Source organism: Shewanella sp. UCD-FRSSP16_17, assembly GCF_001675935.1.
Lineage (GTDB): Bacteria > Pseudomonadota > Gammaproteobacteria > Enterobacterales > Shewanellaceae > Shewanella > Shewanella japonica.
In genome coordinates this window covers 1-14,576 of record NZ_LZFV01000047.1, presented here as the reverse complement: position 1 = coordinate 14,576, position 14,576 = coordinate 1, and the positions used below count along the sequence as shown (strand labels likewise).

The 14,576-nt window shown below is 40.8% G+C and carries 10 protein-coding genes and 2 pseudogenes; 11 read left to right on the top strand and 1 reads right to left on the bottom strand.

Features of this window, described 5'->3' with window-relative positions:
* Both cas6f and A9267_RS21845 read left to right on the top strand, forming a co-directional pair.
* A complete protein-coding gene (cas6f, locus tag A9267_RS19000; protein WP_065110347.1) occupies positions 1 to 618 on the top strand; it encodes a type I-F CRISPR-associated endoribonuclease Cas6/Csy4 in 618 nt (205 codons plus the stop codon).
* A gap of 424 nt (positions 619 to 1,042) precedes the next feature.
* On the top strand, positions 1,043 to 1,216 hold the full coding sequence (locus tag A9267_RS21845; protein WP_156669205.1) for a hypothetical protein: 174 nt from the start codon (positions 1,043 to 1,045) through the stop codon (positions 1,214 to 1,216).
* A 3-nt stretch (positions 1,217 to 1,219) separates the two neighbouring features.
* Here A9267_RS21845 and A9267_RS18995 read toward each other — a convergent pair.
* Positions 1,220 to 2,397, bottom strand: a protein-coding gene (locus A9267_RS18995) for an IS3 family transposase (protein WP_156669204.1) whose coding sequence is annotated in 2 segments (ribosomal slippage) — positions 1,220 to 2,130 and positions 2,130 to 2,397 — 1,179 coding nt in all. Because the reading frame shifts where the segments join, the coding sequence is not laid out codon by codon here.
* Positions 2,398 to 2,785: 388 nt separating this feature from the next.
* Between A9267_RS18995 and A9267_RS18985 the strand changes: the two genes are divergently transcribed.
* From A9267_RS18985 to A9267_RS18945, 9 genes and pseudogenes are all read left to right on the top strand, one after another.
* Complete coding sequence (locus A9267_RS18985; RefSeq protein WP_065110344.1) at positions 2,786 to 3,190, top strand: winged helix-turn-helix domain-containing protein; 405 nt, start codon at positions 2,786 to 2,788, stop codon at positions 3,188 to 3,190.
* Complete coding sequence (locus tag A9267_RS18980) at positions 3,177 to 3,917, top strand: hypothetical protein (protein ID WP_065110343.1); 741 nt, start codon at positions 3,177 to 3,179, stop codon at positions 3,915 to 3,917. The genes A9267_RS18985 and A9267_RS18980 overlap by 14 nt, the downstream gene beginning before the upstream one ends.
* 8 nt (positions 3,918 to 3,925) lie before the next feature.
* The gene (locus A9267_RS18975) at positions 3,926 to 4,960 is read left to right on the top strand and encodes an outer membrane beta-barrel protein (protein ID WP_065110342.1); all 1,035 of its coding nucleotides are present in this window, start codon (positions 3,926 to 3,928) and stop codon (positions 4,958 to 4,960) included.
* Between the two features lie 28 nt (positions 4,961 to 4,988).
* A complete protein-coding gene (locus tag A9267_RS18970; RefSeq protein ID WP_065110341.1) occupies positions 4,989 to 11,243 on the top strand; it encodes an Ig-like domain-containing protein in 6,255 nt (2,084 codons plus the stop codon).
* Positions 11,244 to 11,458: 215 nt separating this feature from the next.
* The gene (locus A9267_RS18965) at positions 11,459 to 12,376 is read left to right on the top strand and encodes a helix-turn-helix domain-containing protein (RefSeq protein WP_065110340.1); all 918 of its coding nucleotides are present in this window, start codon (positions 11,459 to 11,461) and stop codon (positions 12,374 to 12,376) included.
* 441 nt (positions 12,377 to 12,817) lie between these two features.
* Positions 12,818 to 13,342, top strand: a complete 525-nt coding sequence (locus A9267_RS18960) for a polymorphic toxin type 50 domain-containing protein (RefSeq protein ID WP_065110339.1) — start codon at positions 12,818 to 12,820, stop codon at positions 13,340 to 13,342.
* A gap of 5 nt (positions 13,343 to 13,347) precedes the next feature.
* Positions 13,348 to 13,644, top strand: coding sequence for a hypothetical protein (locus A9267_RS18955; RefSeq protein ID WP_065110338.1), 297 nt, complete (start codon positions 13,348 to 13,350; stop codon positions 13,642 to 13,644).
* Positions 13,645 to 13,870: 226 nt separating this feature from the next.
* Positions 13,871 to 14,023, top strand: a pseudogene (locus A9267_RS18950) (transposase); the annotation flags it as partial.
* 270 nt (positions 14,024 to 14,293) lie between these two features.
* Positions 14,294 to 14,576 (top strand): annotated as a pseudogene (locus tag A9267_RS18945) (transposase); the annotation flags it as partial.

Below are 14,576 nucleotides of genomic sequence, written 5' to 3'. Positions count from 1 at the left end.
ATGGATACCAAAAGGTTTTATTTTACGGTGCATTTTTTACCTAAAGAAGCCAATTTAGCATTACTTATTGGGCGATGTATTTCAATTATGCATGGCTTTATTTGTAAGCGTGATATTCAAGGCGTTGGTGTCAGTTTACCTGCATGGAGCGATGCATCAATCGGTAACGTCATCGCTTTTGTTCATGTTGATAAAACTGTTTTAAATGCTCTTAAACAGCAATCATACTTTCAAGATATGCAAGAGTGTGGGTTCTTTGAAGTCAGTGTCGTTGAGGTTGTTCCCGACGGATGCAATGAGGTTCGATTCAAGCGCAATCAAAATATAGCTAAAATATTTGTTGGCGAAACTCGAAGAAGGTTAAAACGCTTGAAAAAACGAGCTTTAGCGAGAAGTGAAGAATTTAATCCATACAAAAGCCCCAATCCTAGAGAGCGTGACGCATTTCATCGAGTTCCTATAAGTAGCAGGACAAACCAGCAAGATTACATACTTCATATTCAAAAAGGTGTGGTTGAAAAGTGTTATGGAGCATCGTTTAACCGTTATGGATTTGCCACTAACGAGCACTTTGATGGTTCGGTTCCTGATCTATCTTATTTAGTTGGTATTGATTAACCCTTTTTTATGGCCGCATTTTAAGTTTCTGAAATTATTGAATAATAACTTCTACAATTTTGCAAAGGTTAAAAACGCTTGTTTATCGTTATCTATTGATTTTAATTATTAAATTTTGATATGTTGATTGTGACCTGCCGAATAGGCAGCTGAAAAATAGAGTGCCAAAGCACGAGAATAAAACAGACAGTGACCTGCCGAATAGGCAGCTGAAAAGATTAGTTTAGTCGGGGCTTCCGAGCTTGATAGGTGACCTGCCGAATAGGCAGCTGAAAAACGCGATAATTGTGACTTACGAGTCGACTTTGAGATATCTGCCGAAAAGGCAGTTAAGCCTCTTCTCATCCTATGGGAAGGGGCTGTTATTGATTTTTTGTTGCTTGTATTAAATGACTAAACACTTTGAATAAAGGAAATAGTTCTTATGAGTAAGATATTAGATGTTGTGCATAAAAGTGCTGCTGGTCTTCATAAGGCTGGTCTTGTAGATCAAAACGCAATGGATGAGTTTGATGTGCTCTGTTTACAAAAAGAGACGGAGCAACCTATAGATACTAAAACTAGCTACGTCTCTACTGAGAAAAATAAAAGCCTGTAGTGGTCAACTAATATTGGTCACGAGCTTAGAGTTTAACCAAAACAATCGTTCCGATTCATTAAGTGTCAGTCCGCCGTTATATTGGTGCGGGCGAATCTGACAATAATATCCAATTATGTATCGTATTATTTCTTGCTGAGCTTCTGCAAAGTTACGATATCCTGTTGGTGGTATCCATTCTGTCTTAAGGCTCCTAAAAAAGCGTTCCATAGGACTATTATCCCAACAATTCCCACGTAGAGATAAACTTTGTTTGAGCTGATATCGCCATAATAGTTGCCGATATCTTCTGCTTGTATAGTGAGTCCCTTGATCGCTATGGAACATAACACCTTTAGGTTTACCACGACCTTCATAGGCCATCGAAAGCACTTTGCCCGTTAAACAGCTATCAGGTGATAACGACATAGCCCAGCCAATGACTTTACGAGCAAATAGATCAATCACAACCGCTAAGTACATCCAACGGTTACCAGCCGACACGTAGGTGACATCACCAACCCAAACTTCATTCGGAGCAGTGACAGCGAATTGTCGGCCTAGGTGATTAGGGATTTCAATGTGTTCTAGTGTCGCTTTTCGGTATTTGTGCTTAGGTACCTGACAGCTAACTATACCAAGCTCCTTCATCAGCTTAGTGGCACGATAACGGCTTAATGAGATACCTTGCTGACTAACCATATCTGCAATTGTTCTAGCACCTGTCGACCCATTACTTGCAGTGTGTACTTCGCTGACTAGGCTGCGAAGCTTAACCTTATCTGCGTTAATGGTTGTTGGTCTCTTTCTCCAATACTTGTAACTACTACGATGAATACTGAACACTTTGCATAATGTATTTATGCTGTAGCTCTGCCTGAGTTTCTCAATTATTAAGAATTGTTCAGTGAGTCCGACATCAACAGAGCTGTGGCTTTATTTAATATTTCGTTGTGCTCCTGGAGGTGAGCGAGTTTCTTTTTTAACTCTCGAATTTCAATTTGTTCTGGTGATATAGGTGATGCTTTAGGTTGCTTACCTTGTCGCTCTTCTCTCAATTGCCTAACCCACTTATCCATGGTTGACTTGCCCACATTCATAGCTTGAGCGGCTTCAACAATTGAGTAACTCTGATCTAGCACTAATTGAACTGATTCAAGTTTGAATTCTGCGCTAAAAAGTCTTCTTGTACGTTTTTTCATAGTGTCACCTGTCAACTTATGAGGTGATGATATCACCTCTAACTAGGTGGCCAAATTAACTATGCCACTACAATATTTAGCTAACGGTTTATTAAGTTTAATTATTTCCCATTAAATCTTGAGTTAAATGAGAGTCTTTTATAACTCTTGTAATCTGCGGTCTTTAGTTAGGTAACAGTGTAAATACTTCTTTTTCTGTCTAGTTTTACAACTTGTTGCTACTTATCATTTTGGTAGTGATGAAAATTACATTTGATAATCATTTATAACCATTCCTAACGTACCATAATATTTGTTGATACTTCTTAATAGTTAATAATTCGAAATAAGTTTATAAGTTGTCAGTTTGTTACTAATATTCCTGCGTTTTGTCTAAGGTGTTTCAATAATGATTGAATCTGGTTGCGTGGCTACCTGTTCTTCTTCTCATTGTATTAATTGTGATAAGTCGAACCGGCGAGTTTGGAAAGAAGGCTTTTCTGTAAAGCTTAATAATAACGGCAGCTTGGCCTTTTCCGAGTCTGTTCGACTTTATTTACCTGAGGCTGATGAATTTAAAGTTTGTACTGAAAAAGTATTACGACTTCTTTGTGTTTTATTAGAGCATGCAGAAAAGGTTATTTCTAAGGCTGACCTTGAGTCAGTTATATGGAGGGGGACCCCTGTTGGAGCTGGAAGTATTCCCGTTCTTATTAACCAACTGAGAATACTCCTAGAAGACTCCCCGTGGATTGTTGTAACTGCACGAGGGAGAGGTTATATGATATTGGAGAGAAAAAATGAGCAAGTTTGATAATTGTCAGCTTTTAAACAGTGTCTTTATGGATCAAGTGATCTACCTTGGTCAAGATCTTCTCAACTCCAAGGTTGATTATAAATTGGAAGAAATTTACGGGGAAGATGGTGTTATTGGTTATGAGGTGCTAATTGATAACGTCGGTAGTGTTAAAGATAGACTATTTAATGCTGGCCTATTGATGGACCGACTGTTTTATTTTATTGAGCAAAGTGCCTGTTTTTATAAGTCTGATTTTGAAGGTAAAAGTTTGTTTGTAAATTTTGAAGTCTATGAACTTTGCGATTCGAAGTTGCTTAAGAAGATTGTTGAGTTCTCTCAATTATTAAAATCTCGCGGTATGCAATTAGTTTGTGAAATCACAGAAAGAAATTTGTGCGCGCCATGTCGAGTTTATGAACAAGGTTTACTGTTTTTAAAGAAACATTTAGTTCATTTATGCGCTGATGATTATGACTGGGCTCTAGGTGACTATAGAAGTCGGGACTTACTTAGATTATTCAACTCTGTGAAATTGCAAGTTCCAAAGGATGAAGCTTGTTTGGAAGGTTTCTCTAAAAATCTATATTGGAATGATTTTTCAAATAAGTTTGAATTCATTGTCTTCGAACAAATTGAGACTGTGAATCAATTGCATAGTCTCAAATCCTTAGATATTGACCATGGTTATTACCAAGGATATCTATTCGAAAGCAATCGCATCAAGCTTTCAGCATTAGTGTAGTACCTCTCATGAAAAATAATATTAAACTTCAGAGCGTTATTGCTTTGAGCTGGGTGATGTCTGCCTGTTGTGTCGCCTCAAACGATGATATTGAAGTGGGGTTGAAGTTATCTTTTCAACAATACCAAAATAATCTGACTTCACCTAGTACATTTGCTTATGGTTTGTTCTTTAACACCTCCATTAATCAAGATATATCGCTTGAGGCTGGCTTGTATTCTTTTGGTGAGGCGCAAGAGTTAAATGGTAATAAAGGTGGTTTTTTTGTTGGTGAGTTATCAGCGTTATACCATTTTGATTTAAATAATGATGATCCCGATCGCTTTTTTGTAAAAGCGGGGCTATCACCTTGGGTGGGTTATTTGACGACTCCGGCAGATGAAACCAATTATGATTTTGGCTTTTCACCTATTTTGGGTGCTGGATATCAGTTTTCAATGTCGGATGATTGGTCTGGGCGCATTGAGTACCAATATTTTCCGAATTTGGGCAAAGACAATGTTGGTCAGGCTGATTCGCATTTGCTCAGTTTTTCATTTATTTGCTGCTCGGCGCCTAACAAAGTTCATTATAGCAGCGCAAAGCCTGTTATTTACCCCAAGCCTCAAGAGGTGAAAAACCTTACTCGTCATACACCGAAAGTGGATGTAATTAACGTTGTAAAACAAGAAAAAGAGCTCGCTAGCGTCCAGCGAGAAATTTTCGGTTCCTGGTATTTCGATAATAACTCATCGCAACTGCATATCACTTATCCAATGGGTGCATTGAATAAGGCGCGAGAGTATATCCAAAACGATTGTAAGTTGGGCAGCATTAAAGTCTATGGCTATACCGATGGCACTGGCGAGGCTGACTATAACGCTTGGCTCGCTAATAAAAGAGCTAGGCGAGTGAAAGATTATATTAAGGGTGCGCTTGGTGGGCAATTAGGAACTGCAGAGGTGAAAGCGCTTGGAGCGCAAAGAGAGCATGCTTTATTACTTGGTAACGTCGCACCATATGAGCGTCGTGTCGATTATGTATTGTTGTTTAGTTGTAAATAATTACACAAAGGTTAAAAGGTGTACTTTTATGTGTGGTCAATTGTCGTATTCATTAAGAACTTTTTTACTGCTTTTCATGTTAGCTATAATGTCAGTTGGCTGTAGTGATGGTGAACGCAACTTTCTTGATGGCAATCCAGCGGCAATGATTGATGCTGTTGAGTTACTGGTTGGTGATGAAGTCTCTGAGGTCAGTCTTTTTGTCGGTGAAGAACGTAATGTTACAGTCAAAATTTATTATTCCGATGGAACGACAGGGGTCGTTCCTTCATCAGAGTCCGAGCTTACTTTTTCTAATCCTCAGGGGGAGTCTATTGATCCTCAAGCGTTCATCGAATTAGTGCAAAGTGGCGACGATATTCGAATTAAAGCACTCGCACCTTTAAGCGATTTGTTTTTAACGGCCAAGTATACCCGTAATGGAGCTAGCTACGCTTCCCAACCCGTTAAGCTAAATATTTTAAATAGAGAGGTTAAGCGTCTTCAGTTGACGCCACCTGAAGTCTCTTTAGCGAAAGGTTTTAGCCAATACTACACAGTGGCTGGTGTTTACAGTGACAACACAACCAGTATTTTGGATGCATCGGCTGCGTCACTATCGATTGCAGGGAGTTCGAAAGACAAGGACGTCAYCATTGATGGCCATAAAGTGACGGCGACGGCATCGGGTAAGGAAATCACGGTTCAGGCGACATTGATGGCTGATACATCGGTGACGGCGACGGCAGTGATTAACACCACAGCTGCTACGTTAGAGCAAATTGTCCTATCTAATGCGGGTGAGAACCAACCGTTATCAGCAACGGTGACACTAATGAAAGGTGGCGAGCTACCGACACGCGTGTACGGTTTGATGACTGACAGCGTTGTACAGGAACTTGATGCCAGCAACATCACTTACACAACGGGTAATGCTGGTGTGGCGAGTTGGGATGGCACGAGTATCAAAGCCAATGGGGCAGGCGATGCCACTTTATTTGCTCACTATGATGCAGATGGTGATGGAGTAGCTGATTTTGATAGCCAGTCGGTGACGGTTAAGGTATCGGGCGCGAGTGTCTCAAGTCTGAGTATTACACCAGATCCAATTAACCTTCTGCTAGGCAGCAGTCAAGCGATTAAGGTTGAGGCCTTGATGTCAGATAACACCACAGCCGATGTGAGCAATGCTGCGACACTGACGGTTGAAGGTGGCGCGAGTGAGATTGCCTTTGACTCAACGGTGAGCAATTTGCTTATCGGTAAAGCAGGTGTGTCGAATGCCCGCATTAAGGCGAACTTTGGTGGTCTGGATACCTTTGCGGATGTGAATGTGATGGTAGTGGCGTTAGATCGCATCAGCATTAGCCCGAAAGTGGTGACCATGAACGTGGATGACACTCAGGTCTTCAGTGCAACGGCGCATTATGCGAGCGGTCAAACGGCGCAATTAGGTGCGCACGATTTGAGCTGGGTCGTGAGCGGCGATGCAACGGCCACCATAGTAAATGGTGAGCTTACGGTGTCGAGCGCGGGTGATGCCGTGGTGACAGCCACACTTAACAGTGATAGCAGTAAATTTGATACGGCGAACGTGTCAGTGCTATCAGGCTCGGTGGAACGTGTTGAAATGGTGTTAGCGCAAAGCACATTGGCAGTAGGYCAATMTATATCAGCAGTTGCTAATGCATACTATACGAGCGCGCCAGGTGTGCCGGTTGATGTGACAGCAAAAGCCATTTGGGATGTCGAAAACAAAGATGTGGCTTTGGTGATGGGTGGTTATATCCGTGGTGAAGCGGTCGGTGACACTAAAATCAAGGCAAGCTTTGGTGGTGTGCCAAGCAGTCAAGTTGCGCTGAGCGTGACGAATAAAACATTGGATAGTATCCAGTTAGTGCCGGGTAATATCACATTGGGTAAAGATCAAAGCCAATACTACACAGTGGCTGGTGTTTACAGTGACAACACAACCAGTATTTTGGATGCATCGGCTGCGTCACTATCGATTGCAGGGAGTTCGAAAGACAAGGACGTCATCATTGATGGCCATAAAGTGACGGCGACGGCATCGGGTAAGGAAATCACGGTTCAGGCGACATTGATGGCTGATACATCGGTGACGGCGACGGCAGTGATTAACACCACGGCGGCAACGCTAAATGGGGTGATTTTAGTTGAAGAAGGAGAGACGACACCATTAACCGCTAAGACCATGCTTATTGGTACAACCCTCAAAGTTAAACTTATCGGTGTCATGTCAGATGGTACATTACAGGAGTCTTTATCTGGCGATGTGTACTTTGCCACTAATGATAGCCAAGTAGTTAACAACGTTATCTTGACCAATCAAACATTCACTGCCAATAAACCTGGCTCTACAACTATTTATGGTGATTATGACGTAGATGGAACAGGTACGAAAGTGCTGACGTCGCTTAACAAGCCATTAATTAACGTTCCATCTGCAACAGTCGATAGTGTCGAAATCACCACTTCAGATGCTGATAGAACGTTTGCGGAGGGGGTAACAGTACCTTTACGTGCAGTTGCTCACATGAGTGATAGCTCTGAAATAGATGTTACATCAGCATCACTATGGCGCTCGGATGACACAGGTGTTGCTGAATTTGCAGACGTAACCTTTAAAAACTATGTCTATGGTAAAGCAGCAGGCGATGCAAATGTGACGGTGACTTTTGGTGGAGAGACTGACACCAAGGTCGTTAACATCACAGATGCTACTTTATTGAATATATCTATTGAACCTGAGGAAACATATATTCTTGATGGTGAACAGTTGCAATATAAAGCAATAGGGATATTTGATAATGGAGATGAAGTTGATCTCACTGAGCAAGTCACCTGGACGACAAGTGGTATGTACGCGCAATTTGGAACCACACCAGGACTGCTTACAGCTCATTCCTCGGGTCGCTACTCCATTACCGCTCTAAAGGACACGAGTTATGGATTTGCGGCTGGTTCTGGTGTACTTCATGTAGCCAACGAACAAATTGTTAGCGCTGTTTACAATTCGCTTTCGCCTATTCCTACTACAAGTTCTTCTATGGAGGCAGCTAGCTTGTCAGCGGGAGCCGAATTACAGCTATATGCATCTGTGTATTACAGCGATTTTACTCTCGTGGATGGAACGAAATCGGTTAAATGGCAGGTAGTGCCTCTAAACACAACTGATTTAATTGGTTTTGTTGATGATGATGGTGTTTTTCATGCACTGAAAGAAGGTAAAGCTGAAGTTTATGCGACATATGGCGGAAAACGTACTTTTTATCCTATACAGATTGATGTTACCGCAGCTGAGCTGACAGGGTTAACAATTAACCCGACCGCACCATCTATTGCAGTGGGCCAAAGTCAGCAATTTACTGTATGGGGTGAGTACTCAAACGGTATACCAAAAGATTTGACACAACTCGCGACTTGGGAGCTCCAAGATGCTTCAGGTAACTCGACATCATTAGCGACCTTAGAAAGCCCAAAAGGGCTGGTGAAAGCAAATGGTGAAGGTGATGTTGTTGTCAAAGCAACGGTAGGCTCAGAGTCTGTCACAACTCCGCTAGATATCACAGCGCTAAAACTTTTGGATATTCAGCTGAATAATAATGAGACTTTAATTATACCGTGGGGTATAGAAGTCGCGGTTCCAATTCAATGTTTATACTCAGATGGCCTAATTCGTAAGTGTGACATCGCTGCTACTGGTTTTACCTTCCATTCAGATAGGGATTCCGTAGTGAGCTGGGTTGGAACGAGTGGTAAGGTTAAGGCTAACACTAGCTCCGACACTACATATCTATCTGTGTCATGGTCTGATGGTACCAATACTGTTGATTCAAATCGACTCAGTGTTGCTGCTCTAAGTGCCTCCATCAAAAGTGTCAAAGTTGAACCAGATGTGGCTGAAATACATAAAGGCTTAACACAATCGTTTACAATAAACGTCACTTTCAGTAATGAACAGACAAGTATTGACGTACCCGCAACAAGCTGGCGCTCTCTTGATACTGATATTGCTACAGTTTCAAATAGTGGTGTTGTCACAGCAGAATCGGAAGGGGTAACTGAAATTGAAGGGTGCTACAGCACAGAATGTGGCAGGGCCTTCATTGTGGTTAAAGATAGAAAGCTCTCTTACCTAACAATTATTAACACTGCTTCGTTTAATGTTCATGAACTTACCACTATGAGAGTTACCGCGACGTATGAAGATGATCCTACTGGCGTTGTAGATGTTACCGATAAAGTGGTTTGGGAGACAGATTTATCTGAAGTAGTGGTCGTGGGCGGTCAAGCTTATGGACTAAAAGCTGGAGATACTGACATCACTGTACACTTTGGTGGGAAAGAGATAACAGAAACTGTTACCTTAATTGACCCAATCGATGACTTTGTTGTGACAGTTGTTAGCACGGAAGTCTTTGTCGGCGATACCGTAGATTTTACTGCAAAAATCGTCTCACGACTTGGTGTGGATACCGATGTCCGCAGTTCATCTGTATTAACCGTTGCGCCCTATACTGACTCAGGTCTAGAGTGGAATAGTGGCGTATTAACAGCATCGGCACAAGGTAATGGTCGGTTCCGTGTATCTTTTAATGGCATGACGAAAGAGGCGTCAGTGCTCATTAGGTATGTGACACTTGGTAAGAGTGGGCTTTGGTATGGTAGTGACTCATATATACAAAAAGGTGAATCGATCCCTGAGGCGCAGGCTTACTGTTCATATTGTACTCATCAAGATTTTGATTACGTGTGGATTGTAGATATGAATCACGATGATCATTTTGATATCAGTACATCCGCTGGGGACCATGTATACAAGCAAGATGCTTTTGCACCTAGCCTTGAGGAGTACGGGAAGGTGGTTCGTTTGATTGCGAGTCATGATGAGGTAAATGAAAATATCATCAATACATATGAGCCACCCGAGTTATTACGAGTGCTTGAAGTGGAATCTACTAGTAGCTACGTCACTCCAGTAACCTTTTATGAGGTTGGAGGAACTTATGGCGTTGTTAGCAACGATTATTCTTATAACTCTATTACTGGTAGGGGGGATCACTTTTTTGTAAATTATTTGAATTCAACCGGAACGGGCCCAAAGCGGTTTTGGTATAACGGTAATAGGTCTATTGTAGTTGAAACCTATGACGAGGGATTCAAAGCTTTCGGTGGCAGTAGTTATGGTGGGGTAATGCCCGCCGGCACTCAGTCAGCGCTTGATAGTGCAAATGGTGTTGAAATCTACGCCAGCAAATACTTCGGCTTTGCTGCTGTAGATGGAAGTGGCGAGTTACTTACAGAATGGCAAACTGAGAGCACATCAAAGTCGGGTTCGGACATGAATTTCGATGACCTCAAATCAAAAATGACATCGCCAATTACTAGTATCGAAGTAAATAAATGGGGCTATGCAGCTATTCTTGAGAATGATACCGCTGTGGTTTGGGGGGCGAATATTCAAAATGCCAATTACAAAGGCGATGGAGAAACCTATGCAAATGTAAAGGCTATATATCCATCGATACAAAACGACTTTTTAATAAAGCATAATGATAACACCACGACAATAGTAGGGCCTAGTGCAAGTGCTGTACCGTCATCAAGTCAAAGCATCTTAGACTCTGGTGATTTTATACAGGTTTGCCCACTGTTAGATGGTTTTGTGGTACTGATGGAAAATGGTATAGCTCTGCCAATTGGTTTAAATCAAATTACCAATACATCAGATTATGGAATGTTACTTCAAAGGCTAAATTCATATAGAAATGTGTCTATCAATGGTGTCTCTGCATTACATTGTGGCAGTATACGTAGCATTGGTGAGGTAATGGTAGAGCTAGATGATGGACGTTTGTTGAATTTGTCAAATGGTGGAGCGGATGAGTTAAATGACGTTGAGGCACTTGTTAAAGTGAATGGGGATGGTTTTGTAGGGATAACTGCTGGTGCAACACTTGAAAGTTACATGGATACTTATCCAACCGCAACGATAGATTCGTTCAACATGCATGGTTCTGTCGAGGAAGTTATCACGTTTGGAGCAAATATATTTGATGCAAATTTGATAGTTAAGGCTAATGGAATATATTATTTTAGCGTAGACAGTTCAGCAGTGGACGTTCTTGGTGAGGCTTCTGATATCATTGAAATTCATTCCAGCTACGATGGAGCGTTAATTGTATTTAAAGATGGTGTATCTAAGATTATAAGGACAAGCCCTGCGGAGCTTATAGGTGCTAATAGCAGCTTCAAATCAGAATCAATAACTTCGAACTAGCTATGATAGTGTCGAGCGAGTATTTTTAATAATATAGCGGCAGTTCAGTTTAACTAAGCTGCCGCTTTTTTCATTAATTATTGAAGAATACTATTCGCCTACTCGCTTTAATGCGCTGTTTAGCTTAGTGACCTACAGTCTTTTCAGATTCTCGTTGCAATACTGTTAAAGAGCATTTAATCTCAATTTATGGTTCATAAGATACCTTCATATTAATGCCAGTAAAGTTCGATATTCTTTTGAAGTCGTTTCGCTCTAGAGTTGGTGCTACACAGGAAGAGTTCGTTGAACTGTTGCAGCGCCAGCCTGAGTATGAACGTTTAACCGCAGTGTCCTACCATCGATGGGAGTCGGGTAAGGTCAGTCCACCGTTAAAGAAACAAGCACAAATATTACTTTTATTGAACGCAAATACTGAATTGGCGGAATTATGTGCCAGTTCTATTGTTTTTTTACAAAGCTTTAAAAAACAGCTCAGTTTACGCTGGGGGGGGAGTTTTGAGGGGGTTGATAATTGCTACGACTCTATTTTTGAGGAGCATATAGCAATTAAAGATGTTTCGGGTTATGACAACTTTCCTGAAGAAGCTAAGGCATTACAGGCCAAATTATATGATAATTTTGATGAGAATATACAAATCAATATTGAAAAGCTATTACAAGATAGTTCAAGAAATTTTGCATTCATTGCCCAACAAAATGAAAGGTTATATGGGCAGCTTGCTTTTCATCTTATCAGTCCTTTGAAACTTCAAGATTACTTTGAGCAGATGCATTATAACGTTATCAACCCAACCCTAACCATGGCTGAAAATAATGAAAAAGAAGATGTTTTGTTTTTATCTTCTTTCCACTCATCAAAAAAATCGGTGTATTTATCTTTTGTTAAAATATTGATAGAGACAACTTTAACTTTTACGAAGATACCAAAATATACCTTTTTCAGGCTTTATAGCGCCCCTTTCAATAATTTATTTGTTGAAAATTTTAACCCTATTCTTATATCTACAGGGGGGAGAAATTATGCGCGAGTTAAGTTACATAACAAAAATTATGACTGGCTTGGCTACCTCATCCCCACACACTTACTACTGCTAGGTTACGGCTCGGTTTTAGAAGAGCTTTCATTTTAAAAACTCAATTTGATTGACTTAATAACCTAATATCACCCGATAACGCGCGAAAATCTATTGTAGTGGCATAGTGAATTTGTCCACCTAGCTCTAATTAGATGCATGTTGTTTTATTACAAATAAGGATTTGTCAGCTTATGGTTATATTTTATGTCTGGATATGATTATATCTTTAAGTTAAGTGGTTGAAACTCGGCTAAGGGTTATGTCAACTTATGCTTGCAGCGACAGTAATGTCGCTGAAAGCGTGCATTGGTATTAGATAAGTAGAGTTAACTTTGAAATTCTGCTGAAAATGATTAAAACCTCTTCTCATTATGCGGGGAGAGGTTTTTATAGATTGATAAGATAGGTGGGCAAGGTAGTATTGCGCAGCAAGGTGGGGGGAGTAGTGGTACCAATGTAAGTGGTGGGGGCTACAGCCCAGAAAGTGAATGTAAGATGTCGTGTCACGGTGCTGATGTTAGTGGTCACCGCCAAGGAACTGATGCCGAGTTGCTACCCTTGTATATAACGGCTATGGGAATTGAAATTCTAGTCCCTATCCTCCCCAAGGCCTTAACAATAACCAAGGCTGACAAGCTTGCTGATGCTGGTGAGGCGGGACTCAAGATACTGAGAACTAGTGATGATGCGGTTAGTACGCTGCAATACGCAAGCACTGTCAGTAAGCAGAAGCAAATGAGGCATATTGCAGGAACTGCTCCAGCAAACAAAAGCTACCTTAATTCGTTAGATGATGCTCAGAAAGTGTTAGATAATTTTAATTCGGGCAACTATAAGCTAATAAGCGAGAACATAAAGCAAAGTACGGTTACTATACGGATTGAAAGTGTGTCTGGTAGGTATATTAATATTGGAAACCCTAACGGTTTACCCGATGTAAATAAGGCTACAAATGTTTTTATGATTCAGTCACTGAAATCACCTAAAATCGTCCCGGTGAATCCTAATAAGGCACTATGAATAGAATGAATGTTAATCAAATCGAGTTGTTATTATCAGTACAAAGAGCACTTTTATTTAGTGTTACACCGAATATAAGGTTGATTTTTATTGAAATGCACGCAGATGATTCTTTGAAAATGCTGGCGTATGTTGACTCTGAGCCAACTGAAGATGAATTAGATTTATTGTACTCTGCGGCAGGAGAGGTTTGTGGAGACTTTGTTGGACTCAATGAAAGTGATGTTCAGTTTATTGTTAGTGCTGAGAACTTTGAGTCCCTAAAAAAACTAAAGCACTTGGTGTATGCTAGAGCGGAGTGATATGAGTGTATAAAGCTTGACTAAAAACCCAGTTTAACTAACTGGGTTTTTCAACAATACTAATAACCTTCAATCTCCACCACTTCAACTATCCAACTCCCTATCAGCAAGCATTAGACGGTTTTAAATTGCTACTAAGGCAAAAAATACATAGACACCCATAGTTAATGGCATCAATCGTGACTTCCTACTAAGCTTGATTTGAGCATTAAACAAGGAGGTTATGATGCCGCGCCCTCGTAGAAACCAAATTAGTCTTGAAGACACCCCTTATTATCATTGCTGTAGCCGCGTGGTTCGCCGCGCCTTCTTATGTGGTGATGATAAATACACAGGTAACAACTATGACCACAGACGTGGATGGATTGAATCACTCATTCTTGTATAACATGGCCACCCATTATAACTGGTTAAATATTAAACACTGAACTAGGCTTTATTTACCCTTTTAAAATGGTACTTGAAGATGGCTAGACCAAGACAAACCCTCGTGAGCTTAGAAGATACGCCTTACTACCACTGTTGTTCGCGTGTGGTACGTAAGGCGTTTTTGTGTGGTTTGGAAGCTTAACATGGCCACCCATTATAACTGGTTAAATATTGAACGCTGAACTAGGCTTTATTTACCCTTTTAAAATGGTACTTGAAGATGGCTAGACCAAGACAAACCCTCGTGAGCTTAGAAGATACGCCTTACTACCACTGTTGTTCGCGTGTGGTACGTAAGGCGTTTTTGTGTGGTTTTGATAAATCGACAGGTGAAAATTTTGAGCATCGCCGTGAGTGGGTTGATTCACGTATTGTAGAATTGGCGACCATTTTTGCGATTGATATTTGTGCTTATGCAGTGATGAGTAATCATTTACATGTGGTGTTAAAAGTTGATGCTGATAAAGCGAAGCTCTGGACAGATAAAGAGGTGCTGCTCCAGT